The 26,471-nt window shown below is 54.0% G+C and carries 19 protein-coding genes and 2 tRNA genes; 12 read left to right on the forward strand and 9 right to left on the reverse strand.

Going from position 1 to position 26,471, the window contains the following annotated elements; all coding sequences use genetic code 11:
* Positions 1-314 precede the first annotated feature (314 nt).
* Positions 315-1,643 carry an ammonium transporter gene (gene amt, locus WA318_RS02950; RefSeq protein ID WP_336079934.1) on the reverse strand — a complete coding sequence of 443 codons (1,329 nt, stop codon included), beginning with the start codon at positions 1,641-1,643 and terminating at the stop codon, positions 315-317.
* Positions 1,644-1,666: 23 nt separating this feature from the next.
* A complete protein-coding gene (locus WA318_RS02955; RefSeq protein ID WP_007088725.1) occupies positions 1,667-2,005 on the reverse strand; it encodes a P-II family nitrogen regulator in 339 nt (112 codons plus the stop codon).
* Positions 2,006-2,587: 582 nt separating this feature from the next.
* Here WA318_RS02955 and WA318_RS02960 point away from each other — a divergent pair.
* Together WA318_RS02960 and WA318_RS02965 are read left to right on the forward strand one after the other, a co-directional pair.
* Positions 2,588-3,811 (forward strand): UbiH/UbiF/VisC/COQ6 family ubiquinone biosynthesis hydroxylase, encoded by a 1,224-nt coding sequence (locus WA318_RS02960; protein ID WP_336079935.1) that lies wholly within the window; start codon positions 2,588-2,590, stop codon positions 3,809-3,811.
* 143 nt (positions 3,812-3,954) lie between these two features.
* Positions 3,955-4,611: an OmpW/AlkL family protein gene (locus tag WA318_RS02965; protein ID WP_336079936.1), complete on the forward strand. Its 657-nt coding sequence runs from the start codon at positions 3,955-3,957 to the stop codon at positions 4,609-4,611.
* 112 nt (positions 4,612-4,723) lie between these two features.
* On the opposite strand, the gene WA318_RS02970 is transcribed toward WA318_RS02965, so the two are convergent.
* The 5 genes from WA318_RS02970 to WA318_RS02990 all read right to left on the reverse strand — a co-directional run bounded on the left by WA318_RS02970 (position 4,724) and on the right by WA318_RS02990 (position 7,621).
* Entirely contained in the window at positions 4,724-5,101 is a 378-nt protein-coding gene (locus WA318_RS02970) for a gamma-butyrobetaine hydroxylase-like domain-containing protein (protein WP_114096585.1), read from the reverse strand.
* A gap of 17 nt (positions 5,102-5,118) precedes the next feature.
* Complete coding sequence (locus WA318_RS02975; protein WP_101246487.1) at positions 5,119-5,307, reverse strand: Trm112 family protein; 189 nt, start codon at positions 5,305-5,307, stop codon at positions 5,119-5,121.
* Positions 5,308-5,355: 48 nt separating this feature from the next.
* A complete protein-coding gene (locus WA318_RS02980; RefSeq protein ID WP_114096586.1) occupies positions 5,356-6,045 on the reverse strand; it encodes an LON peptidase substrate-binding domain-containing protein in 690 nt (229 codons plus the stop codon).
* Positions 6,042-6,968: a thioredoxin gene (gene trxA, locus WA318_RS02985; protein WP_336079937.1), complete on the reverse strand. Its 927-nt coding sequence runs from the start codon at positions 6,966-6,968 to the stop codon at positions 6,042-6,044. Before trxA ends, WA318_RS02980 begins: the two co-directional genes overlap by 4 nt.
* Positions 6,969-7,102: 134 nt before the next feature.
* Entirely contained in the window at positions 7,103-7,621 is a 519-nt protein-coding gene (locus WA318_RS02990) for a prolyl-tRNA synthetase associated domain-containing protein (RefSeq protein WP_336079938.1), read from the reverse strand.
* Between the two features lie 220 nt (positions 7,622-7,841).
* On the opposite strand from WA318_RS02990, the gene WA318_RS02995 reads away from it, so the two are divergent.
* The 4 genes from WA318_RS02995 to WA318_RS03010 all read left to right on the forward strand — a co-directional run bounded on the left by WA318_RS02995 (position 7,842) and on the right by WA318_RS03010 (position 11,145).
* Positions 7,842-7,916 (forward strand) — tRNA-Gly (locus WA318_RS02995).
* Positions 7,917-7,952: 36 nt separating this feature from the next.
* Positions 7,953-8,027, forward strand: a tRNA-Gly gene (locus WA318_RS03000).
* A gap of 215 nt (positions 8,028-8,242) precedes the next feature.
* Positions 8,243-10,453 (forward strand): putative bifunctional diguanylate cyclase/phosphodiesterase, encoded by a 2,211-nt coding sequence (locus tag WA318_RS03005; RefSeq protein ID WP_336079939.1) that lies wholly within the window; start codon positions 8,243-8,245, stop codon positions 10,451-10,453.
* A gap of 50 nt (positions 10,454-10,503) precedes the next feature.
* Positions 10,504-11,145: a DUF488 domain-containing protein gene (locus WA318_RS03010; RefSeq protein ID WP_336079940.1), complete on the forward strand. Its 642-nt coding sequence runs from the start codon at positions 10,504-10,506 to the stop codon at positions 11,143-11,145.
* Between the two features lie 27 nt (positions 11,146-11,172).
* Here WA318_RS03010 and fabI read toward each other — a convergent pair whose 3' ends face one another.
* Positions 11,173-11,931 (reverse strand): enoyl-ACP reductase FabI, encoded by a 759-nt coding sequence (gene fabI / locus WA318_RS03015; RefSeq protein WP_336079941.1) that lies wholly within the window; start codon positions 11,929-11,931, stop codon positions 11,173-11,175.
* Positions 11,932-12,314: 383 nt separating this feature from the next.
* Between fabI and WA318_RS03020 the strand changes: the two genes are divergently transcribed.
* The 4 genes from WA318_RS03020 to WA318_RS03035 all read left to right on the forward strand — a co-directional run bounded on the left by WA318_RS03020 (position 12,315) and on the right by WA318_RS03035 (position 22,613).
* On the forward strand, positions 12,315-17,150 hold the full coding sequence (locus WA318_RS03020) for an NAD-glutamate dehydrogenase (protein WP_336079942.1): 4,836 nt from the start codon (positions 12,315-12,317) through the stop codon (positions 17,148-17,150).
* A gap of 304 nt (positions 17,151-17,454) precedes the next feature.
* Positions 17,455-18,069 (forward strand): TetR/AcrR family transcriptional regulator, encoded by a 615-nt coding sequence (locus WA318_RS03025; RefSeq protein WP_114096593.1) that lies wholly within the window; start codon positions 17,455-17,457, stop codon positions 18,067-18,069.
* A 163-nt stretch (positions 18,070-18,232) separates the two neighbouring features.
* Positions 18,233-19,396 (forward strand): efflux RND transporter periplasmic adaptor subunit, encoded by a 1,164-nt coding sequence (locus WA318_RS03030; protein WP_114096886.1) that lies wholly within the window; start codon positions 18,233-18,235, stop codon positions 19,394-19,396.
* Between the two features lie 37 nt (positions 19,397-19,433).
* On the forward strand, positions 19,434-22,613 hold the full coding sequence (locus WA318_RS03035) for an efflux RND transporter permease subunit (RefSeq protein ID WP_114096594.1): 3,180 nt from the start codon (positions 19,434-19,436) through the stop codon (positions 22,611-22,613).
* Between the two features lie 73 nt (positions 22,614-22,686).
* On the opposite strand, the gene WA318_RS03040 is transcribed toward WA318_RS03035, so the two are convergent.
* Positions 22,687-23,328 carry a hypothetical protein gene (locus WA318_RS03040; protein ID WP_114096595.1) on the reverse strand — a complete coding sequence of 214 codons (642 nt, stop codon included), beginning with the start codon at positions 23,326-23,328 and terminating at the stop codon, positions 22,687-22,689.
* Between the two features lie 296 nt (positions 23,329-23,624).
* Between WA318_RS03040 and htpX the strand changes: the two genes are divergently transcribed.
* Positions 23,625-24,599, forward strand: a complete 975-nt coding sequence (gene htpX / locus WA318_RS03045) for a zinc metalloprotease HtpX (protein WP_336079943.1) — start codon at positions 23,625-23,627, stop codon at positions 24,597-24,599.
* 185 nt (positions 24,600-24,784) lie between these two features.
* On the forward strand, positions 24,785-26,389 hold the full coding sequence (locus tag WA318_RS03050) for a hypothetical protein (protein ID WP_336079944.1): 1,605 nt from the start codon (positions 24,785-24,787) through the stop codon (positions 26,387-26,389).
* Positions 26,390-26,471 lie beyond the last annotated feature (82 nt).

Consider the following 26,471-nt stretch of genomic DNA (forward strand, 5'->3'; position numbering starts at 1 on the left):
GCGTTTCCTCTCGGTCCGGTCTTGTCGGGGCCGCCGGACTCTGGTTCGGAGCTGCCAAGATCAATTTTCGTGCCAACGGATGCACAAGGGGGATGCAAGCCAGCAGCAGCAAGGTCTTGGGAGGTATTTTGATCGTCAGGGAATGGAAGGCGAGTTTGGGCAGAAAAAGGGGTTCTGCCTTCGCAATGAACAAAAGGCTGCCCAAAAAGGCAGCAATGCACAAAAAGCCCGCCGTGGAAAAATCCAGGGCGGGCCAGTTGGTCTGACAGGCTGGGTACCGGGCAAGCCCGATACCCGTCAGGAAATCAAATCGCTTAGAAGCGCTGGGAACCCTTACCGAATTCCGGGTAAGCTTCCAGACCGAGTTCAGCAGCATCCGAACCCATGGCTTCGTCTTCTTCCGAGAGACGGATACCAACGGTGAACTTCAGGATGAGCCATACAATGGCCGAGGTAACGATGGTGAAGGCACCCATTGCGACGATACCGGTCAGCTGTACGCCAAATGATGCACCGTCATTGGTGAACGGAACAGCAAGCGTGCCCCAGATGCCGCAGACAAGGTGAACCGAAACCGCACCAACAACGTCGTCGATTTTCAGTTTGTCGAGCAGCGGAACTGCGATGACAACCAGAATGCCGCCGATTGCGCCGATGATGATGGCAGAACCGATGGTCGGGGTGTCCGGACCAGCCGTGATCGAGACCAGACCAGCCAGTGCACCGTTAAGTGCCATGGTAAGGTCGACCTTTTTGTAAAGGATCTGGGTCAGGATCGCTGCGGCAACAACGCCACCGGCAGCAGCCATCGTGGTGTTGCCATAGATGTTGGCAATCGCGATGACATCAGCACCAGAACCCATAGCAAGCTGGGAACCACCGTTGAAGCCGAACCAGCCGAGCCAAAGGACGAAGGTACCGAGGGTTGCAAGCGGAAGGTTGGAGCCCGGCATCGGGTGAACCGAACCGTCTGCGCCATATTTGCCTTTACGTGCACCAAGGATGATCGCACCGGTCAGAGCAGCCCAGCCGCCAACCGAGTGAACGATGGTCGAACCGGCGAAGTCAGCAAAGCCCATTTCAGAGAGCCAGCCGCCACCCCAGGTCCATGCACCGGTGATCGGATAGAGAACGCCAGTCAGAACAACGACGAAGATCATGAATGGCCACAGTTTGATACGCTCGGCAACAGTGCCCGAAACGATCGAAGCTGCGGTTGCAACGAAGACCATCTGGAAGAACCAGTCAGACGTTGCGGAATAACCGCCAGAGAAATCGCCGCCCAAAGCAGCTGCATCATCAGCACTCCAGAGGCTCAGCGAACCGATCCAGCCGGAAACATCCATATACATCAGGTTGTAGCCGATGAGGTAATACATGATACCTGCAACCGAGAACAGACCGATGTTCTTGAACAGAATGGTGGATACGTTCTTGGTACGGACGAGGCCGGATTCCAGCATCGCAAAGCCAGCAGCCATCCACATGACCAGCGCGCCGCTGAACAGGAAGCTGAAGCTGTTAAGAATATATTGGGTTTCGGCCGAAACGCCTGCGTCCTGAGCAAAGGCCGGAGAAGCGATTGCCAGAAGGGCGGTAGCTGCCACAGCAGCAAGGCCGGTTTTCTTCATGGAAATAGTCATAATGTCTCCCCTTGTCTCTGGACTTACAGGGCGTCGTCGCCGGTTTCACCAGTACGGATACGGACCGCCTGGCTTACATCAAGAACGAAAATCTTACCGTCCCCGATTTTCCCGGTTTGAGCAGTTTTGGTGATAGCTTCGACAACCTGATCGACCAGATTATCCGTGATGGCGACTTCCAGCTTCACTTTCGGCAGGAAGCTGACCATGTATTCAGCACCACGATAAATTTCGGTCTGGCCTTTCTGACGGCCAAAACCTTTTACTTCGGTGACCGTCAGACCCTGAACGCCAAGCGCGCTGAGCGCTTCGCGGACTTCATCGAGTTTGAACGGCTTAATGACAGCAGTAACAAGTTTCATAATATTGCGACCTCCCGGCATATCCGTTGAGTACCAACGTGGTAATCACGATTTCGCAGTCACAGCTTCCAAACCAAGAATCGTGCCAGACTCAAAATAAAACTTATAAGTATTTGTTTTATAATGATAAAATATAGTGTTTTCCAGGTTTCCCGGCAGTGATGCAATGAAAATGCAGGATTAAAATATGCACAGAATCTGTTTCTGTTTAAAAAATGTGCATATTTTTTAATCAAAGAGATAGCACAGCAAAAAGCTGTTGTAGCTCAAGGTGATGAGTGACCCACGCCATTCCGGCAATCAGGAGTGCCATCGGACCAGCAGCATGAAACCGGGCGGGATTCTGCGATTATCCAGGTCAAATTTGCTTGTGATCCGTAGCGGCGCAGATCCCCGTAATGCTCATCGGATGACAATTTGCGACCACAACAGGACGGGGTGGGTTGTGGGCCGGTAGTGGCCGGGGTAAATATGGCTGTAACCGATGGCGGTTACAGATGTTGCGTCAGGTCAACGCTGGCATGTGATCAAAGGTCGTATGAAAGCGGGACGGGCGAGGCTGGCTGAAGCAGGATATTCAAGATGCATGATCAACAGGTACTTCATACCGATGTCGTCATTCTGGGCGGCGGCCTTAATGGTGCTGCCATGGCGCTGGCACTTGCCCATGGCGGGATGAAGTCGGTAGTGATTGATTATGCTGACCCTAAAACCATCCTCAGTGCCAATTATGACGGCAGGACCTGCGCGATTGCAGCGGCTTCCAAGGCGGTGCTCGAAGTGGTCGGTGCCTGGGAACACATGGCTGACGAGGCCGAGCCGATCCTTGATATCCGCATTGCCGACGGCCAAAGCCCGCTTTTCCTGCATTATGATCACCATGATGTCGGTAACGAACCGCTGGGCTATATCGTAGAAAATCTTGTCACCCGCGGTGCGTTATATCGAGCGATTGCAAAAAGCGACCTGATTGAAATGATCGCACCGGCGCGTGTCACCGGGATTGCGCGTGATCAGGGCGGCATGACCATTTCGCTGGCAGATGGTCGTCAGGTTCGTGCGCCGCTTGCTGTCGGGGCAGAGGGGCGTAACTCGATGCTGCGTAAATGGGCAGGTATCAAGACCTATGAATGGAGTTACAAGCAAAGTGCCGTGGTTTGCACCGTAAAGCACAAGCAGCCGCACAACGGTCTGGCCGTCGAGCATTTCCTGCCAGCCGGTCCTTTTGCCATTCTGCCGATGACCGATAATCGCTGTTCGATTGTCTGGACGGAAAGTACGGAGCTTGGCAATTATCTGGTCAATCTTGATGAAGAGACCTTTGTCGATGAATTGCATCGGCGCTTTGACGGTTATCTTGGTGATCTCGAAGTTGTCGGCCCGCGTTTTTGCTATCCGCTCGGTCTTCAGCATGCCTATCACTATACCGATGACCGGATCGCCCTGATCGGGGATGCGGCGCATGGCATGCACCCGATTGCCGGGCAGGGCCTTAATATGGGTATTCGCGATGTCGCGGTGCTTGCCGAAATTCTGGTCAATGCCCGTCGTTTGGGCCGTGATATTGGAAGTGCCGATGTGCTTGGTGACTATGAGCAATGGCGCCGGTTTGACAACACGGTGATGCTGGCAGTGACCGATCTGACCAACCGGCTGTTTTCAAACGATATCGCCCCGATCCGTTGGGCGCGCGATATTGGTCTGGCTGTGGTTCAGAAAATCCCGCCACTCAAGAAGACCTTCATGTCTCATGCGATGGGCTATGCCGGAACCTTGCCAAAATTGATGCAGGGTAAATCGCTTTAAACTGATTTACTGATCGCCATTCAGTTATAATCGTTCAAAATACTGTCGTTTTTTATGTGCGAATGTTGATTTGTGTCAACAAGTCAGCAATTGGAAAGGCGCAATGTCCCCTCCGATCTGATACATGCAAAAGGGGACAGACGATGTCATTCTTGAAGAAAACGATTGGTGCAACCGCACTGGGTGGGCTTATGGCGGCGGCCCTGCTTGCTGGTAATGTAGCCCATGCGCAGACCGCAGAATTCAAAACCAAGCAGGCCGGTGACATTGTCATTCGTGCGCGTGGTATTGCCATGGTACCTGACGAGCAGACCTACGACCACACCATTGGGAGTGGTCATGGCGAGCTGAGCAACGATGCAGTCCCAGAAGTCGACTTTTCCTACTTCCTGACGGATAATCTTGCGCTTGAGCTGATCGCGGCAACCACCAAGCATGACCTGACCTGGCAGAACCCGAACCTTGACGCCGGCTCGGTTCGTCTGCTGCCGCCGACCCTGACGCTGCAGTATCACTTCATGCCCGAAAGCCGCTGGAGCCCGTATGTCGGTGCCGGTATCAACTATACCTTCTTCTATGATTCCAAACCGGGGCAGTTCAACTCGGTCAAATATGAAGATGGCTTCGGCTATGCCTTCCAGGCAGGTTTTGACTACGCGATTTCCGGCCCTTGGTCAGTGAACCTCGATGTGAAGAAAATCTTCCTCGATACGGATATCAGCATCAATAACGGTGCCAATACATCAAAAGCGCACCTTGATCCGTGGGTCTTTGGTGTCGGTATTGGCTATCGCTTCTGATATCGTCTGACGGCGCCGGTTTGCCGGAAACCGCCAGATTTAAAACGGCTCCGTCCTGCCCGACGGGGCCGTTTTTATATGCAAAATTCGGGAATGATCGATTAGGGGATGATCAGGGGTCGCGGGACAGGCCGCGGGCTTCAAGAGCCGCAAGATAGTCCGACCAGAGCGTGTCCTGCTTTTCATGCAATTCGCGCAGATAGTGCCAGCTGTAAAGCCCGCTATCATGCAGGTCATCAAAGCTGATCCGTACCGCGTAATTACCGACCGGGGAGATGTCGATGATGCCGACATGACGGCGTCCGGCGATGATCTTTTTCTCGGACGGATGATGGCCCTGAACTTCGGCCGACGGGCTTTCAACGCGGAGCAGCTCGGCGCTCAGACGTGTTGATACGCCATCATCCCATATGACCTCAAGAATACGGTCATCACGCAGATAATTAATCTCGACGGGGGTGAATTCCGGAGTGAAGCCGTCCTGTGACATGATGGACAGATACCGCCTTAATCTTCGATCGGACGAGCTTCGTCGGGCAGCATGATCGGGATACCGTCACGGATCGGATAGGCCAGACCGGCCTTCGGGCTGATCAGCTCGTTATTTTCACGATCATATTCAAGCGCCTGCTTGGTCACCGGGCAGACAAGGATTTCAAGCAGTTTCGGGTCTACCGGGCTGTGAGTCGCAGTCATCAATTCGGCCTTTGGGTTATAACGCCGTAATGCAACGGCCTTTAACAATCAGTTGGTGCTGCCATGCATATGTTTCGGGCCCGCATGGACCGCCATTTCAAGCAACGTAGTCAGCATATCGCCGCGATCATACAGGGTTGTGCATTCGAGCAAAGCCTGTTTTTCAAGCGGGCTGAGCCGGCAGCCCATCGAAATGGTGGTGATCAGCATTTCATCGTCGCTATCGGCCAGTGTATCCCAACAGGACCGCAGGGAATGCTGGGCAAAATAGGCCTCAAGCGCCATGCGCAGGCGATCACGATTGATCGGCATGTCATCTGCCGGAATGTCGAGATCGTCCTTCCACGGGGCAAAATCGCCGCGTACGGCGCGATAGCCGCCATCATTGTTGGGCAGTTCTTCAACAACATTAAAACGGCAGACGCCAGTCAATGTGATCAAAAAACGACCATCGTCGGTTTCGCTGAAGGCGGTGATACGCCCGGCGCACCCGGTTGAAAAGATGGCCGGGTGATCAGGGTCCATGAAATAGCTGTTATGCTGGTCAGGGCGGGGCTGAATCATGCCAATGATGCGGTCCTGACCCAATGCGTCCGTCACCATGTTGATATAGCGCGGCTCGAAAATATTCAGCGGCAAATGGCCACGCGGCAGCAAAAGCGCACCGCTAAGCGGGAAAACCGGCATGACATCAGGAAGATCCGAAAACGCAGGATCAAAAGGACCGCATATGCTCATGAAAACAAGACCGTCGATAGGGCACGGCGTCCGGCGACGCTGGCGGGATCCATCGGACCCCAGGCTTCAAAAAACTTCAGGAGCTGAGTGCGTCCTGCATCTTCATTCCATTCGCGATTGGTACGAATGATTTTGATCATGGCGTCGACGGCTTCTTCGCGTTTGTTGGTCGCAAAGCATGCCATGCCAAGGTCATACAGGGCCCGCAAATCGGTCGGGTCTGCTGCAACCTTGGCTCGTGCGGCATCAAGATCTTCGCTGCTGTAACCGGTTTCAGCCAGTTCAAGCGCGCTGATTGCGGCCGAAATTGGCGCTTTCAGTCGATCAACTTCAGACATGTTGTCGACGAAGTGACGGGCTTCTTCGGTCTCACCCATGCCCACCATGCAGCGGATCATGCCACCAATTGCAGTTTCGTTTTCCTGCTCGCGCTCGAGAACGCTGACATAGAGCCCGTGGGCATCTTCGAAATTACTCTCGGTCAGGGCTGCGGCGGCCTGTTCAAGAAGGGCCTCGATCGGACTTTCAATCGGACCTCCGGCAAGACGTTCATAGAATGCACGGACTTCGCTTTCGGGCTGTGCTCCCTGGAAGCCGTCAACGGGACGACCGCCCTTAAAGGCATAAACAGTCGGAACTGACTGGATGCGCAATTGCATCGCCAGTTCCTGATTTTCATCGATGTTGATTTTGACAAGTTTGACGCGACCGCCAGCTTCTCGGGTAACCTTTTCGATCACCGGCGTCAGGCTTTTGCACGGGCCGCACCAGGGGGCCCAGAAATCGACGACGACAGGCACTTCCATTGAAGGCTCGATAACATCCTGGACAAAAGTTTCGACACTGCTGTCCTTGATCAGATCGGATGCCTGGTTCGGATTGGTGGCCGTTTCAGGCGCATTCGCGTCAAGAATAATCGACATTATTGTTCACTCACTAAAACTGATTTCTAGATGATGCCGCGTTGCCCGGACGACAAGAGGCATAGATGTGAAATAGATTTATTACTATAATCAAATGTTTGTATTTATAAGGACTTACCCCGGATGTCCGCGATTCAGTTAGCGCCCGCTGATTCCAGATCGGCTTCGAAATCAATGATCAAAGCTTCGTACCCCAGAGATGTGATGAATTTCAACAGGTCTGCTGACGAAATTGTCGTGGTTCTGTCATTGCGCAAGGGGTGAAAGTTCAAAACATTGCCGTTGGCCAATTTGGCATCAAGGGCAAGTCTGACTTTTCTGCCCATGTCGTTGATCAGCGCAAAGGGCGTTACCGAACCCGGTTTGACGCCAAGTGTTGCAATCAGCAATTCAGGTTTGCCAAATGACAGACGCGCACACCCCAGCCGCTTATGCAAGTGGTTCATGCGAATCTCGGTCTCTTCCTCTGCGACGACCAGCCACAATTCACCTTTCTTGTCTTTGACAAACAGGTTCTTGGAATGAAGCCCGGGAAGATCGCCGCGGAGATTTTGCGAATCCTCGACCGTGAAAAGCGGAACATGCTCATGAGTCGTCGTTTCGATTCCCAGTTTTGCCAGCTGATCGAAAAGTACGGTTGATGGATTGCTCATGCTGTTTCTCTTGTGGATGTGACGCGCGAAGATACCCAACTTCAAAACCGGACGCAAATTTGCGCGAGGCCGGTCGGATTTCGGCAATTCGACCTCATAAAGTCAAGGAAAACTGCCAAAATTTGCAATGTTACGATTTCGTGGAAAAAAGGGTTGCAATCGCTCTTTGTTGGGCTATTATCCGCGCCGCTCCACAGGGGCAGGAAACAAACTGATGAATGCGGGCGTAGCTCAGGGGTAGAGCATAACCTTGCCAAGGTTAGGGTCGAGAGTTCGAATCTCTTCGCCCGCTCCATCAGACGGTTTCTTTGCACATCGCTTTCATGATGATGCGGGCGTAGCTCAGGGGTAGAGCATAACCTTGCCAAGGTTAGGGTCGAGAGTTCGAATCTCTTCGCCCGCTCCATGATGAAAGTTCTAAAAAGGCTGTCCGCAAGGGCAGCCTTTTTTATTGCCGATTCGTTGGGCCATTTCCGGTAAGTATTTTCTGGTAAATCGCGAATTTCTGCCCGCTGGAACGCTTTGTGCTATTGAAAACCAGTCCGTCATCGCAAACTTGAAAAGAAGCAGATATTATCCAAAAGGGTAGGCTTTTTCTCTGCGCTTGATGAAGGATTATTGGTGCAGTTTCACGGTTTCTTTTCAAACAAGAATTTCGTTTTGACGCGGACTTTGCCCGCAGTCATTTGTGCGTTGTTGCTTAACCTTGGCGGTCTTGGTCTTTTGTACTGGACAACCCAGGAAGCCGACCGCGTCGCTTATGAGCGGCAGAATCACCTGTTTGAGCGCGTGATCGCCGATCTGCGCAACCAGATTGCCCATGATCAGGAAAGTGTCACGGTTTGGGATGATGCCCTCAATGCCGTGCGGGCCGGTGATGAAGAATGGATTGAATGGAATCTTGGCATCTGGATGCAGGAATATTTCGATCACAACGCGCTGTTTGTTCTCGCCCCGGATGATCGCCTGCTTCATGCCTATATTGTCGATGACCCGCAATATGCGCTCGATTATTCCAAGGCGGAAAAGACCATCCTGCACCTGGTCGATATCCTGCGTACCCGTATGCGCGAGAATGATGGCAAGCTTGATGCAGGGGCCTATTTGCAGACCCCCGGTGCGGTCGATGTTGCGCTTGTTGATGGCCGACCAACTATTGTCAGTGCCAAGGCAATTGTTTCGGACTCCGGTGACATTGCGCAGGTGCCCGGTGAGGAATATGTGTTCGTCTCGGTGCGTTATCTTGATGGCAAATTCCTGACAGAGACGGGCCGGAAATTCCTTTTTGACGGATTGCGGTTCTCGGTCATTGATCGCACCCAGGACCATGAAGCCTCCAACCGTCTGGTCGATATGAACAGCCAGACCATAGGTCATTTTTTCTGGTCACCCTATCGGCCCGGAAGTGCAGTCTTTTCCTATCTTCTTCCGATGCTGGCGGCATTGGGTTTGTTGCTGCTGATCCTGATCGGTTTTTTTGCGCTTCAGCTTCGGGTTCGCTATCGCAAACAGCGTCTGGCCGAACGTCAGATGTATCACATGGCCCGTCATGACTCCCTGACCGGGCTGCCCAACCGGTCCTGCTTTAACGATGTCGTTGATAACGTTTTGATGCGTGATGATCGCGATGTACCGGGCATTGCGCTGTTATTCATCGATCTTGATCATTTCAAACAGGTCAATGACACCATGGGGCATCCCGGGGGCGATGTCATGATCCGTGCGGTCGCAGGTCGTCTCCGTGCTGCAGTACTGCCGGGCAGCATTATCGCACGGGTTGGCGGGGATGAATTCACCCTGTTACTGACCAACATTGCGGATTTGCCTGATGCCGAGGCCTTCTGCGAAAATCTGTTTGCTTCGGGCAATGCCCCGGTCGAGGTCAACGGGCGTCTGATCCCGGTACGGATGAGTATCGGTGTGGCCTTTGATCCGGATGGTAATCTCGGGCGTGACGAACTCATCCGTCGTGCCGATGTGGCGCTTTATCGCGCCAAGGCCAAAGGGCGGAACTGTTATGTCGCCTTCGATCCGGAAATGGATGCTGCCAACCGGGAAAAAAGACGGATTGAGCATGATCTGCGTGCGGCCCTTGATGCCGGTGCAGGGCAGCTCAGATTACAGTTCCAGCCGCTTTATGCTCTTCCGGACGAGACGCTTTTGGGCTTTGAGGCCCTGGCACGCTGGGAGCATCCCGAACTTGGTGATGTGCGACCTGATCTGTTCATTCCGATCGCCGAAGAAACCGGCATGATTCGAGAAATCGGGGCATGGGCCTTGCGTTCGGCCTGCGAGGCTGCCCTGCATTGGCCCGGTGTCGGCATCAGTGTCAATGTGTCGGTTCTTGAGTTTGATGATCCTGATTATGTCGAGCGTGTGCGGGCCATTCTGAACGAAACCGGTTTTGATCCGGCGCGGCTGGTTCTGGAAGTCACCGAAACCGTCATGGCCAGTGGTGAGTCCAGCGAACGCATATTGGGCGAGCTCAAGGACATCGGTGTGATGATTGCGATCGATGATTTTGGTACCGGATTTTCATCGCTTGGGCGGCTGCGCAATCTTGAGGTCGATATCATCAAGATTGATCGCATCTTCATTGACCAGATCGACATTTCGATGCGGGACCGCGAACTGGTTCGGGCGATTATTGAATTTGCTCATATGGCCGGGATGGAGGCCACAGCCGAAGGTGTTGAAAACGCATCGCAGCTTGATTGTCTGCGTTTGATCGGCTGTGACAATGTGCAGGGCTTCTACTATTCCCGTCCGATTGATGCCCATCTGGTTGATCAGCTTGTGCATGCAAGGCGGGTTGCCTCGAATGCGAACTAGAAGGGCTGATAAGGGTTGTCTTTTGTCGGTCAATCGGGTGTCTTGGTGTGATGACAGGGCCCAATCCACATGACATCGCTGAGCACGATCGGATCATTTTCACGGTCGGTTATGCCGGGCATGACCGTGTCAGTTTGCTTGCGCTGTTCAAGGCGCATGGCATAACGGCGGTTGCCGATATCAGAACCTTCAGGCGATCCAGTTACTGGACGGCGTTTGATGCCGACAGTTTCGGGCCGTTCCTGCGCGAAAACGGTATTGCCTATGTTTTCATGGGCGATGTGATGGGCGGCAAGCCGCAAGTGCCGGAACTCTATCCTGATGGCCAGCTTGACTATGATCTGATGGCAAAGACGCCGGATTTCAAAACCGGGATCGAACGGCTTGTTGCCGGGGCTGCGAAATACCGTATCTGCCTGATGTGTGCGGAAAAGGACCCGCTTGATTGCCATCGGACCTTATTGATCGCACCAGCCCTGAAACAGGCAGGGTTTGACCTGCGCCATCTGGTAGAGGGCCGGATCGAAACCCAAAGTGATACCGAAAGCCGGATGGTCGCGATCAATGGGGGTGATGTGCCAGATCTGTTTGCTTCAGCGGCAAATGACCCCGATGCGGATTACAAACTGGCACTGGCCCGTCAGATCAGACGGGTCGCCCCGATGGCAGATGATGCGATAAAGCGCCGCTAGGCCTCCTTACAGGCGCTTTGCGATCACTTAGCCCATGATGTTATAGCCGCCATCAATATGGACCACATCGCCGGTCAGCGACTGCGCACGGTCACTAACCAGAAAGGCGGCCAGTTCACCGATTTCATCAATGGTCACCAGTCGCCTTGATGGGGCACGTAATGCTGTTTCATCCATCAGATGCTGAAATTCGGCGATGCCTGATGCGGCGCGGGTTAAAAGGGGGCCGGGCGAAATGGCGTGGCAGCGGATATTTTTAGTGCCCAGTTCGGCTGCCATATAGCGGGTCATGCTTTCGAGACCGGCCTTCACCGGTCCCATGACGCCGTAATGATCGACAACCCGTTCCGATCCCACATATGTCACGGTCAAAAGTGTGCCGCCATCCTGCATCAATGGTTCGGCACGTTTGGCCAGCCGGGCAAAGGAGTGGCAGGAAATATCCATTGCCGCCAGAAACCCGTCACGCGAACAATCCACGACCCGTCCATGGAGGTCCTCGGTTGGGGCAAAGGCAATGGAATGCAACAGAAAATCAAGCTTTCCCCATTGTTTTTCGATCTCGGCAAACAACATGTCACAATGCTGTTCATCGCGGACATCAAGTTTGGCGATGATTGGCGCGTTGACTTGTTCGGCAAGCGGACGCACATGCGCTTCGGCCTTGTCATTGAGATAGGTAACGGCAAGATCGGCCCCTTCACGCCGGAAAATACGTGCGCATCCCCAGGCAATGGATAGGTCATTGGCAATTCCAACGATAAGTCCCTTTTTGCCTTCAAGCATGGTGTGTCTCCGACCTGGCGGTGTGCATGTGCGAAGGATTCTTTTGTGTGGGTCTGTTTCTATGAGTTTAGGTCATTTTGCGACGCAATAAAGGGCAAAATTCTGTGACGGGAATGCCTAACAGTTAATCAGACTTGCCCAGTCTAGCTTGTTGGGTAAATGAATTTTTTTTGTGCAGAAGCATAGTTTTTAGGCACTTGATCAGCTATGTGTAGCCTTGGAAGAAGTCTTTGGAATCCTGTGTCATCCAATAGCGGTTTCCGCCGATTTCTTTCGGGTTTCGGCCCAAATAATAAAATGTGACATCCGTGGTGTGTGATGCCGTCCGCAAAGGTCGGTGTTTCGGTTCTGGCAAACAGAACTGAGAAAAAGGGAAATTGGACATGAAAGCCCGCAAAGACGACCCGAAACGGGAAGTCATCGACAAAGTTGTCGAACAAATCCAGCAACGCATAAAAGGCAAGATGGCGAAGGATGCAGAAGCATTCGTTCGCCTTTTTTATAAGGATGTTCCGCCTGACGACATGGCGGGTCGCTCGGTCGACTCGCTTTATGGCGCGGCGTTGACGCTTTATAAATTCACGCAAAAGCGCCCGTCGGCCGATGCCGCCAAAATCCGGGTCTATAACCCCGATCTTGAAGAGCACGGCTGGAAGTCCGATCACACCGTGATCGAGATCAGCAATACCGACATGCCGTTCCTTGTCGATTCCGTAACGTCGGTTCTTCATGAACTTGATCTGACGGTGCATCTGGTGATCCATCCGATCATGCGCATCGCACGTGATCAGAACGGCGAACTCCAATCGGTTGCAGGGGTTGAGGATTCAGAAGACCCGCGTGAATCGGTGATGCATGTCGAGATCGACGAACAGACCGATCAGGCGGTTCTCGACAAGATCCACGAGCGTTTGGAAAATGCCCTGACCGATGTGGCTCTTGCCGTGCGTGACTGGCAGCCGATGCTTAAAAAGGTTTCCGAAGTTCTTGATGAAATCGGTGAAACCACCGGTGGTGGTGCCGAAGAAGACCGTCGGGAGGTCAAGGATTTCCTTGGCTGGCTCCATAATGATCACTTCACCTTCCTTGGCTATCGCGAATACCGCTTCAAGACGTCGGGCAAGAAAACGGCTGCTGATGTCGAAGTCAAAAATCAGCTCGGCATCCTGTCGCGCGAAGGAACGCATATTTTCGATGAACTGCGCCAGATCGGAAATCTGTCGCCTGAAGTTCAGGACTTCGTCACCAGCCCCAACCTTTTGATGGTGACCAAAGCCAACAAGCAATCGACCGTCCATCGTCCGGTGCATCTTGATACCATCGTCGTCAAACAGTTCGACGCCAAGGGCAAGGTCGTTGGTCAGCACCTTTTTGTCGGCCTGTTTACCTCGGTCGCCTATAACCTGAGCCCGCGCCTGATACCGCTTTTGCGCATGAAACTTGCCGAAACGGTCAAGCGCGCCGGCTTCCCGCCTGCCAGCCATGATGGCAAGGCGCTGGTCAATATCCTTGAAACCTTCCCGCGCGACGAATTGTTCCAGGTCGAGCTTGATGACCTCTATCACATCTGCATGGGCATCCTGCATTTGCAGGAACGTCAGCGCATTGCCCTGTTTGTCCGTCGTGATGCGTTTGAACGGTTCGTTTCCTGTCAGCTGTTCTGCCCGCGCGATCGTTTCTCGACCAAGCTGCGGTTCAAGTTCCAGAAGGTCATCGAAGATGCCTTTGACGGCAAGGTGACAGCACATTACACCCTGATCGGGGACAGCCCGCTTGCGCGTCTGCATCTGCTGGTCAAAACCAATCCGGGTGAATTGCCGGAATATAACGTTGCCGAAATCGAACGTCAGCTGGTTGAGGTGGCGCGCGACTGGACGGATACGCTTCGTCAGGTCCTTGTTCGTGAAATGGGCGAGGAATGCGGTCTTGCGCTCTATCGTCGCTATGGTGAAAGCTTCTCAAGCGACTATCGCGAACGTTTCACGGTCGAAAGTGCGGCACTTGATATCGAACGCATCGAAGATGTGATCAAGGCCAATGACCTTCGCGTGAACCTCTATCGTCCGATCGAGGCCGCCGAAAACGAACTGCGCTTCAAAATATACAATCCCGGTGCGCCGGTGCCGTTGTCTGATGTTTTGCCCATGCTTGAAAATATGGGGCTTAAGGTCATCACCGAGAACCCGTTTACAGTTCGTCCGCGCGATGTGGAAACCAATGTCCGCATTCACGATTTCGGCGTGGTTGTCGATGGTGAATTCAGCCTGCATGATGTGCGCGACAAGTTCCAGGAACTGTTTGTCCGCATGTGGCATGGCGAAGTGGAAAACGACGCCTTTAACCGTCTGGTTCTGCTGGGCAACCTGCATTGGCGCGAAGTCGTGATCCTGCGGGCCTATGCCCGTTATACCCGTCAGATGGGGTCTGCCTTCTCGCAGAATTACATGGCGCGCACCCTTGCCAACAACCCGGCACTGGCGTCTGCCATCGTGTCGCTGTTTGTTGCAAAGTTCGACCCGGATCGCGATCCGGGCATGGCACTGGAAGTCGAAGCCATCGAAGGCGATATCGTGTCGCGCCTTGAAGATGTGATGAACCCGGATGAGGACCGCATTTTGCGGGCCTTCCTCAATCTGGTTCAGTCGACCCTGCGCACCAACTTCTTCCAGTACGGGGCGGATGGAAACCCCAAGCCCTATCTGTCGGTCAAATTCAATTCCGGCATGATCGAGGATTTGCCGTTGCCCCGTCCATGGCGTGAAATCTTTGTCTATTCCCCGCGGGTCGAAGCCGTCCATCTGCGTGGTGGTCCGGTGGCCCGTGGCGGTATCCGCTGGTCGGATCGCCAGGAAGATTTCCGCACCGAAATTCTGGGTCTGGTCAAGGCCCAGATGGTCAAGAATGCGGTCATTGTTCCGGTTGGTTCCAAGGGCGGTTTTGTTGTGAAACGCCCGCCGACCGATGGCTCGCGCGAAGCATTCCTCGAAGAAGGTATTGCCTGCTACAAAATCCTGATGAGCGGCATGCTCGACATCACCGACAATATCGTTGGTGGCGACATCATTCCGCCAGAACGTGTTCGCCGTCTTGATGAAGATGACCCGTATCTGGTCGTTGCGGCCGACAAGGGCACGGCAACCTTCTCGGATATTGCCAATGGTGTGGCCCGTGATTACGGCTTCTGGCTTGACGATGCTTTCGCATCGGGTGGCTCGCAGGGCTATGACCACAAGAAAATGGGCATTACCGCCCGGGGCGCGTGGGAATCGGTCAAACGTCACTTCCGCGAAATGGGCAAGGATATCCAGACCACGCCATTTACCGTGGCAGGTGTCGGTGACATGTCCGGCGACGTGTTTGGCAATGGCATGCTTCTGTCTGAACAGATCAAGCTGGTCGCTGCCTTTAACCACATGCATATCTTTGTGGATCCGGACCCGGATACGGCCAAAAGCTTTGCCGAGCGCAAACGCCTGTTTGATATGCCGCGGTCAAGCTGGACCGACTATGACAAAAAGCTCCTGTCGAAGGGCGGCGATATCTTTGACCGCAAGGCCAAGACCCTTGATCCGTCACCCGAGGTTCGCAAGCTTCTTGGTCTTGATAGCGGCAAGGTCACGCCAGCCGACATGATGAAGGCGATCCTGAAAGCTGATGTCGAGCTGATGTGGTTTGGCGGTATCGGGACCTATATCAAATCAAGTCACGAAACCAATGCCGATGCCGGTGACCGTGCCAATGATGCCATCCGCATCAATGGTCGCGAACTTCGCGCCAAGGTGGTTGGCGAGGGCGCAAACCTTGGTGCAACCCAGCGCGGGCGTATCGAATATGCCCATGCCGGTGGCCGTTTGAATACGGATGCCATTGATAACGCAGCAGGCGTTAACTGCTCGGATCACGAGGTCAATATCAAGATCCTTGTCGGCGAAGTGGTTGCTGCGGGCGATATGACCGAAAAACAGCGTAACAAGCTTCTGGTCGAAATGACCGACGAAGTTGGTGATCTGGTTCTTCGCGATAACTACCTGCAAAGTCAGGCCATTTCCAATGCCCATGCGGCAAGCTCGGATCTGCTTGATGCGCAGGTGCGTCTGATCCGGATGCTGGAACGCGAAGGGCGTCTTAACCGCGAGATCGAATATCTTCCCGATGACGAGGAACTTGCCCGTCGTGCCAGTGCGCATGAAGGTCTGACGCGTCCCGAAGTTTCGGTGTTGATGCCTTATGCCAAACTTTGGCTTTATGACGAGGTGCTGGAATCCGATCTTCCGGATGATCCAATCCTGGTCGAGGAACTGGTGCGGTATTTCCCGACACCGCTTCGCAAGAAATATGCGGATGCGATTTCGGGCCATCGTCTGAAACGTGAAATCATTGCCACCGTGGCGACCAACAGTCTGGTTAACCGCGTTGGCGGCACGTTTGTTCATGACATGATGGAGGCGACCGGTCTTTCGGCGGTGGATGTGTCACGTGGCTATCTGATTACGCGCGCCGTCTTTGGTCTGCGGGAACTTTGGGCCGGGATCGAGGCGCTTGATAACGTGGTGCTGGCCAAGTTGCAGATCAGCATGTTCCGTGACATCAACCGCATGGTCAATGACGTCACCCAGTGGTTCCTACGCAATTGTGAGGAGCTTAACGTTGGTGCCAAGATCGAGATGTTCCGTCCTGCGGTATCCAAGGTGATTTCGGCCTTTGACGAAATTGTCCCGGAGGATGCCGGTTTCAGAACCGCACTCGAACAGAAAGCCCAGTCTTTGATGGCACAGGGCGTTCCCGAAGAACTCGCACGTCGCATTGCATCTGTTGCCCAGATGGTTGCGATCTGTGACGTGGTCCGGATCGCCGAGGCAACCGGTCGTGACGTGATCGAGGTCGCATCGACCTATTTCGCCGTTGGAACACGTTTCCAGCTTGGTCTGATGCGCGCCGCAGCCGAGTCCATCGAAGCCGAAACCTATTGGCAGAAAATGGCACGTGCAGCTGTGATTGATGATCTGTTCGGGCATCAGCGCGAACTGACCCGTGCGGTTCTTGCCGATGGCAAAAAAGGCAGCTCGGGTTCTGATCTTGTTGATAAATGGGCCGATGCTCATCAGCGCGGCTGCGCGCGTTGTGATGAACTGATCAACGAGTTGCGTGCGGCCGGGCAGATTGATCTTTCGATGATCACCGTGGCCAACCGTCAGATCAGGGCGCTGATCGGGGCTTGAACCCTGACAAGCCTGTCGTTGAAAACGTAACAGAGAGGGCGCTTTTTGCGCCCTCTTTTGTTTTGCGGGGCCTTTGAATAACTCTTCGGGGCGGAGATTGAGACAGGGAGCATAATAAAAGACCGCCAGCGATGGCTGCTATGTGTCTGGCTCATATATCCACTTAAATATTTGAATTTACGAACATTCCTGTCATCCTCCTGCCATGATTATATGATGATCTTGCAATGTTCCGGACGGGATTCCTTGAAAAATACCAACCGGTACGTATATGTGACACATAATCAATATACAGGTAAAAGCCATGAGGAACGCCGCGGAAACCCGGATCAAGCTGCTTGAGACAGCCATCGAATTGCTGTCAACACGCAGTTATCACGACATCGGTGTCAGCGATGTCTGCAAGCATGCCGGGGTGACAAAAGGCGCGTTCTATCATCACTTTGACAGCAAGGCCGCGCTGTTTGCGACTGCCGCACGCCATCATTGGGAAAAAGGCAAAGACGAGCTTCGCGCAGTCTTTTCCCCCGAAGTTCCCCCGATTGAACAGCTTAATCGTTATATCGAGCTGGTCTGCGACAAACAGAAAAGGCATGCCGTTCCGGGAGAAAGCGAAGTCTGTGTGTGCCCGATCTTTACCGCAGGCGGCCAGGTCGGTCCGGAAGATGTGGAAATCCAGGATTGCTCCCGAGAACTTGCAGGCGAACAGGTCAAATATCTGGCCTCGATGGTGCGCGGGCTGAAAGGCGAGGGCATGCTGGGCGAAGACGGTGATGTCACCCTGTTGGCCCGCCTTGTTTTCCAGTATGTCCATGGTCTGCTGACCTATGGCAAGGTATTTAATGATCTGGATACTGTTCGGTCTGATCTGCGTGAAGGGATCTGCCGAATTCTAAATTTGCAATGTAAATTCAGATAGTTAACTGTAATTTATGTCAGTTGATGTCTCCTGACAAAACAGTATAAAAATAAAAAATAGCCATTTTTTTGCCTTCTTCCCCTTGCGAACAAACCGAACGGTATGCATCTACCCTTCAAACGGGCCGCGTGTGTGCGGCGCAACCCATTTGGAAGAAGAAAAGATGCAGTCTCGATCAAAACGCAGAATTCTGCTGCCAGTTGCCGCATTGGCGCTGGTCGCTGCCGCAGGTGGATATGGCTTGCATGTCTCGGGCTCCTTTGCCGATGAAGTGGCGGTTCAGTCTGCCCCGATGGCAACCCCGGTTACTGTTTCTCACGTCAAAAGCAGCTCTGTGCGGCTTTGGAATAACTTTTCCGGCCGTCTGAGCGCGGTCGAGGAAGTCCAGCTGCGCCCACAGGTCAGTGGTGCAATTGTCGAAATCCGCTTTGAAGACGGACAGCTGGTTCAAAAGGACGATATTCTGGCGGTGATTGATCCGCGCAGTTATCAGGCAACCGTTAACGAGGCACGTGCCGAACTGGCCGCTGCCGAACAGAACCTGTCGCTGGCTGCCAAGGAAAAGGCGCGTGCAGAAAAGCTCGTTGCCAATGGCACAGTGTCCAAGCGCGTCTATGACGAACGTCTCAACACCCATCGCGTCGCACAAAGTCAGGTGACGCGTGCCAAGGCCAATCTTGAACTGGCCGAGATCGAACTTGATCACGCCTATGTCAAAGCCCCGATCAGCGGCCGGGTCAGCCGGGTCGAACTGACCATTGGCAATCAGGTCAATGCCGGGCCGAATGCCCCGGTCCTGACCACGATTGTTTCAACCGGTAAAATCTATGCCGATTTTGACCTTGATGAGCAGACCTTCTTTGACAGCATCGGTGATGGCGGCAAAATCGCTGAAGCCGCCCACAGCATCCCGGTCAACATGACCCTGTCCAACGGGCGTCAGGTGTCAGGATTTGTTCACAGCTTTGACAACCGCATCGATCCGCGCACCGGCACGATCCGGACCCGTGCCCTGTTTGACAACCTTGATGGCGATCTTTTGCCAGGCACCTTTGCCGCTCTTGAGGTCGGTACCCTTGCCAAACAGGATGTCATCATGATTTCGCCCGAAGCCATCAGCACCGATCAGGACCGCAAGTTCGTCTATGTCGTCGAACCCGACAATACGGTTGCCTATCGTCAGGTTACTCTGGGCTCTGAAATCAATGGCATGCGCATTGTGACATCGGGTCTGAACGAAGGCGACCTTGTGATTGTCAATGGCATCATGAAGGTCCGTCCGGGCGTGCCGGTTGTTCCCGAAATTCTGCAGGCCGCCGCATCCTGACGGATGTGTGCTGGCGCTTTAAGCAAGGCTAACTTTCATGCAGAACCTATCAAGATTTTTTGTCGACCGTCCGATCTTCGCCGGCGTTCTTTCCGTGCTGATATTGCTGGGCGGTCTGATTGCCATGTGGCGTTTGCCGATTTCGGAATATCCCGAAGTCGTGCCGCCGTCGATCGTGGTCGAAGCGAAGTTTCCCGGCGCAAACCCCGCCGAGATTGCTGAAACCGTTGCATCCCCGCTTGAAGAGCAAATCAACGGGGTCGAGGGGATGCTTTATGTCAACTCGCTGGCCACAACCGATGGCAACCTGTCGCTGACCGTGACATTTGAAATCGGAACCGATCCCGATCTGGCCCAGCAAAAAGTCCAGAACCGTGTGTCGCAGGCCGAACCGCGCTTGCCCGATATCGTGCGCCAGCTTGGTGTGACGGTGTCCAAACGGTCGCCGGATCTGACCATGGTCGTTCATTTGCGTTCACCCAATGAACGCTATGACATGCTGTATTTGCGCAACTATGCGACGCTTAATGTGCGTGACCGTCTGGCACGTATCAGTGGTGTCGGGCAGGTCGGCCTGTTCGGGTCAGGTGACTACGCCATGCGTGTCTGGCTCAACCCTGACAAGGTGGCTGAACGCAACCTGACTGCTGGTGAGGTTGTTTCTGCAATCCAGAGCCAGAACGTTCAGGTCGCTGCCGGGATTATTGGTGGTGCGCCCTATGACAGTGGTGTGCAGTTCCAGTTGCCGATCAATATCAGCGGCCGTCTGGAATCCCCCGAGGAATTCGAAAATATCATCATCAAGCGTGAAAATGATGGCACCATCACGCGTCTTGGCGATGTGGCCCGTGTCGAAATGGAAGCCCAGCAATATGCGCTGCGCTCCCTGCTCGATAACAAGCCTGCGGTGGCCATTCCGATCTTTGCATCGCCCGGCTCAAATGCGCTTGATATTTCAAGCAATGTGCGCGCAACCATGGAAGAGCTTAAGCAAAACTTCCCTGACGATCTGGATTACTCGATTGTCTATGACCCGACCGTGTTTGTGCGTGGTTCGATCAAATCGGTTATCAAGACCCTGCTTGAAGCCATTGCGCTTGTGGTGATCGTGGTGACGATCTTCCTGCAAACATGGCGTGCATCGATCATCCCGTTACTTGCTGTGCCGGTTTCGATCATCGGGACCTTTGCCCTGATGCTGTTGATGGGCTTCTCGATCAATGTGTTGTCGCTGTTTGGTCTGATTCTGGCCATCGGGATCGTGGTCGATGATGCGATTGTGGTGGTCGAGAACGTTGAACGTAACATCGAACGTGGTCTGTCTCCGCGCGATGCGACGGTTGCGGCCATGCGCGAAGTTACCGGACCGATCATTGCGACGTCGTTGGTGATTACCGGTGTGTTTGTGCCGATTGCCTTTATTTCCGGCCTGACCGGCCAGTTCTATCAGCAATTTGCCCTGACCATCGCCATTGCCACCATCATTTCAACCATCAACTCACTCACACTCAGCCCGGCTTTGTCGGCAGTACTTCTGCGCAGTCATGACGCGCCCAAAGACTGGCTGACGCGCGGTATGGACTTTGTCTTTGGCTGGTTCTTCCGTGGGTTCAACCGTTTCTTTAACCGCAGTACCGAAATGTATGCTGGTGGTGTCAAACGCCTGCTGGGCATGAAGACCATCATGATGGCGCTTTATGTCGGCCTGCTCGCCCTGACCTATCAGGGGTTCCAGATCCTGCCAACAGGCTTTGTCCCCCTTCAGGACAAGCAATATCTGGTCAGTTTCGCCCAGCTTCCGCAGGGTTCGACGCTGGACCGGACCGAAGATGTCATTCGCGAGATGTCTGATATCGCGCTTAAGGAGCCCGGTGTCGAAAGTGCCGTGGCCTTCCCGGGGCTTTCGATCAACGGGTTCGTCAACAGTTCCAGTGCGGGCATCGTGTTTGTCACGCTGACCGATTTTGACGAACGTAAAAGCGATGATCTGTCCGGGCTTGCCATCGCGGGCAAGCTGCAACAGAAATTCGCGGCGATTGACGAGGCCTTTGTTGCCATCTTCCCGGCCCCGCCGGTTCAGGGTCTTGGAACCGTCGGTGGCTTCAAGCTTCAGGTGCAGGATCGTTCCGATCAGGGCTATCGCGCCCTTGATGATGCCATGAAACAGGTCCTTGCCAAGGCATGGGCAGCACCGGAACTGACCGGTGTGTTTTCAAGCTACAACATCAATGTGCCCCAGCTTCAGGCGACCCTTGACCGCACCAAGGTCCAGCAGCTTGGCGTGCCGGTCGATGAAATCTTCCGGACCATGCAGGTCTATCTGGGCTCGATGTATGTCAATGACTTCAACGCGTTCGGGCGGACCTATCAGGTCATCGCACAGGCTGACAAACCCTATCGGTCAAGCCCCGAGGACATCCTGCGTCTGCAAACGCGCAATGCGGATGGGGATATGGTGCCGCTTGGATCAGTTCTTTCCGTTTCGGAAACGTTCGGGCCGGATACAGCGATGCGCTATAACGCGTTTCGTTCGGCTGATCTGAATGGTAACGCCGCCCCGGGTTATTCGAGTGGCGAGGCACAGGCAGCAATCACCAAGATCCTTGATGAAACATTGCCGCCGGGCATGTCCTATGAATGGACAGAACTGACCTATCAGCAGATTCTGGCGGGCAATACAGCGATCTTCATCTTCCCGATCTGTATCCTTCTGGTGTTCCTGGTTCTGGCTGCCCAGTACGAAAGCCTGACCATGCCGCTTGCGGTGATCCTGATCGTTCCGATGAGCATCCTGTCGGCTGTTTTTGGTGTCTATCTGTTTGGTGGGGACAATAACATCTTCACCCAGATCAGCCTGTTTGTGCTTGCCGGACTGGCATCCAAAAACGCCATCCTGATTGTCGAGTTCGCTCGCGAACTGGAACATCAGGGACGTGGCACCGTTCAGGCCGCAATCGAGGCCAGCCGTCTGCGCCTGCGCCCGATCCTTATGACTTCTCTGGCCTTCATCATGGGTGTCGTGCCGCTGGTTCTGTCCAGTGGTGCCGGTGCCGAGATGCGCCACGCCATCGGTATTGCCGTGTTCTCGGGCATGCTGGGCGTGACAATATTTGGCCTGATCCTGACCCCGGTCTTTTATGTCCTTGTACGCATGATTGGTCGGCGCAACGAAGTTCGTTCACTCAATGAGGCTGACGCACACCAGCCTGCGGAGTAAACGACATCGTTGCAGAAACAGCCGGACCGTCTTTTTCCCCCGACCCCGCCGGTCCGGCTGTTTTACTTTCCTGTTAGGCCTCAATCCGCATCGTACGCATGTCGAGAAATGCCTGGGTATCAATCAGGGCCAGGGGGCCCTGCCATGTACCGGCCTGTGCCGGTGATGGAGCATCCCAGTCAATTTCACGCGGTGGTGGCATATTGTCTGCTGATGGCCAGCGGTCCCCGCCAAACAGGTCTTCGCGATAATCGGCCAGTGTGCCGAGCGTTCCTGCCGGGCCTTCCTTGACGGTCAGTCTGTCGCCATATTCACGACGCATCGCAAATTCGACGCGATTTTCGGCATATCTGGCTAACTGGTCCCCGGAATATCCAAGATTTTCGCCGTCGCTCTGCGCGTATCCGTATTCCAAGGCGTAATTCATGCCATTCGAGACATTGATGTTATCTTCGCCAAATACAGCGACCAGCTGATCATCAAGATAATAGGCGCGTGTGACCTTTGCGTCGCCGTTATCGTCCAGCCAGGTATTCAGTTGGCTTTCAGCTTTGGACTGATAGGTTTCAAAGTCTTCCTGATGTTTGGTTTGAAGAGCTTTCCATTCCTCAAGCGAGAATTTGGTACTGTATTCACCGGTTTGTGGATCAATCGGTCTGGGCATGGTCAGAAACCGTGCGCCAACGATGGACATCTTTCCTTGAAACTCGACCATAAGACACCTCCTGCAATGAGATCTTAAATTGCGTATGCAATAAAAAGACCACTTATGGGTGTAATCAGGGGACTCCCTGAATATCTGCGGTATTCGTTCTGTGATGTTGGTCACGCAGGTGAAAACGCCATAATCATTTTGCTTGTTCAAAGGGTTGGCGGGAATAATCTTCCCACACTAACGAATAAGTTTTCGATGCGACGGCAAACAAACAGAACAAGTTTGCCGGGTGCTTGCCATTGCCAAACTTTGCCTTATCTGTCGTTCGAAAGGTTTGCCAAAAAGGGTGTTCGACCATGAACTATGTGCGTACAGGTTTGTTGCTGGCGGGTTTGACCGCGCTGTTTGGTGCTGTTGGCATGATGATCGGCGGGCAACAGGGCATGATCATTGCACTTTTGTTTGCCGGTGCGATGAATGTGTTCGCCTATTGGAATTCCGATGCCATGTTGCTTCGGATGCGCAATGCCCGTCAGGTCGATGATCAATCTGCGCCCGAACTTGTTTCCATGGTGCGTGATCTGGCGCGCAATGCCGGACTGCCGATGCCCAAGGTCTATGTGATTGAAAATCCCCAGCCCAATGCCTTTGCAACCGGTCGCAATCCGGAAAATGCGGCGGTGGCGGCCACGACCGGTTTGTTACAGCATCTTGATCGTAACGAAATCGCCGGTGTGATGGCTCATGAACTCGCCCATGTCAAAAATCGTGACACCCTGACCATGACCATCACGGCCACCATCGCCGGTGCCATTTCGGCCCTTGCCAATTTCGCAATGTTTGCGGGCATGTTTGGCGGCAACCGCAGTGAAAATAACAATCCTCTGGGCGGGATCGGCATGATCCTGATTGCCATTCTGGCCCCTATGGGGGCGATGATCGTGCAGATGGCAATCTCGCGGACCCGCGAATATGACGCCGACCGTATCGGAGCCGAGATTTGCGGTCATCCTTTGTGGCTGGCAAGTGCGCTTGCCAAGCTCGATAAGGGCGTGCACACCATTCCGAACATGCAGGCTGAACGCAACCCGGCGACCGCACATATGTATATTGCCAACCCGCTGTCGGGTAAGGGCGTGGACAATCTGTTTTCGACCCATCCCAATATGGCCAATCGCATCGCCCGGTTGCAGGCCATGGTCAATGGCGTGAACCCGCGTCAGCAGTCACCGGTAGCGCAACCCGGCCCCAAGAAGGGGCCATGGGGACCGGCGGGCACCTCTGTCCGGTCATCGCGCACGACACGTCGTAAAGATCGTCCCTGGAACTAGAAAATCTGACTTGATGACGTAAGGGGTTATCCCTTGAAAATCGCCAAATCTATACTTGGGTATGTCCGAAAAACCAGGCTGCGGCATTGACCATTCGCGTCACAGCGATGACAATGGTCAATTAAGAAACTCAGGTATCTATTAAAGTTGTCGATCAACTTTATGCGGTGCGAAAAAGGGCAATAATGGCTGGTTTCTGGTCAATGGTTGGCCTGGTGATCAAGTCGCTGATCACCGGTAATGAAACTTCAGGGGACGTCACCGATTCTGCGTATGAAAACGCGCCGGGTGCCGAGCCTTTATGTCTGTATGCGATTGCCCGATTTGGCCGCCCGGACGCCAGTACCGAAGGGGGTTTTCAGCCCTCTGATCCTTTTGCCGAAATGGTTGCGCGCAGTCTGGTCGATGTGCCTGAAAGCAATTCGGTCATGCTTGATCAGTTCTTCTCCCCCAATCCGGATACCGTTGACGGCTTCCAGGCCATGCGCGAAGCCCAGCTCAATGTCCTGAATATGGGGCGCAGGGTTGATGCAGACGCCATTTTCTGGGGGCAGCAAAACGCGTTTGGCGGTTTTGACCTGCATCTGGTCAGTGATGCGCTGACATCATCACTTTATGATCTGATGCTGCCACTGACCCACAGTTTCCGGCAGGTTGATCATCGTGATGTTAGTGATGCGCTTCGCATCCTTCTTGCCGCACAACTGCTTTTTAAATCGCGGGGCGGGGAACAGCGTCTGTTGCAGATTGCGCGCCTGACCAGCTACCTCGAGGATTTTCAGGAACGCATCAATCGTGGCGAATATTTCGAAGCCGGGGGGCAAGGTGTCGCAACAGCTTATGCCTTCGGGGCTTTTGTTCTGACGGAAACCGGGGATCGAAGTTACTGCGCCAGCGCGCTTCGCGTGCTTGAACCCCACATCCGCAAGATTTTGAGCGATGCCGGTGACAGTCCAGGTGATGTGCCACAGGCCAAGGCACGGAGTTCCTCGGGACTTTTGGGCGAGGCACTTCCGCAACAAAAGGGAGAGGCGGTTGTCAGGGAATTGCGCACCGAGGATCTTGTTGCCCAGATCAGTGACTTTGCCAGAGTCGATGCAAAATCCACAGCCCTTCTGGCGATGTATGCCGGATTGGTGAACTGGTCACTGATTGCCAATCTCAAGGCCCGCTCGCCCGCCCTTGCGATCGGTATCTGGAAGATGCTTGAACGGCGCTTTGAACTGTCTTTGGGGTCTCCGGTCGACCGGGCGCTTGCGATCTGCAAACTTGCCGAGGCCATGGTGGCAAGCGGCAAGGATAGCGAAGACGCCAAAATGATTGAAAGCGGGGCAGCGCAATATCGCCGGGCGCTGACCATGGTCAATAACCGGGCCCACGCGCCACTTTATGCAATTACGGCCTATGGTCTGGCCGAGGCCATTGTATCGGCCGCCATCATTAATGATGTCACCATCCCCGATACCCAGGTCGTGCCGGTATTCCAGGCGGCCCTTAAGATCTGTGCGCGACGTGACAATCCCTATATCTGGGGACGGACGATGTTTGCACTGTCGACGGTCTATCTGACCAACGGAACCGTGCATAAGGACGTCCAGATGCTTTCAAGCGCAAGAATGGGCTTCTCGCAATCCTATGAGGCATTCATGGATGCCGGGGCCAAGGGCGCTGCACGGGCGGCATCGGGTGGCTTTACCCGTACCGAAAACATCATTTCCCAGCTTGGTCATCGCAAGGCGATCATGGATGCGACCGGCGGCGAGGGACCGGAAAAAGAAATCGCCTCCTGATCATATTGCGATGCGCCCCGTCATGGTCAGCTCGGATCAGACAAAAAGAAACCCCCGCAGCTGCTGTCTGCGGGGGTTTTGA

This window comes from Thalassospira sp. CH_XMU1448-2 (assembly GCF_037027285.1).
In the GTDB taxonomy this organism is placed as follows: domain Bacteria; phylum Pseudomonadota; class Alphaproteobacteria; order Rhodospirillales; family Thalassospiraceae; genus Thalassospira; species Thalassospira profundimaris_C.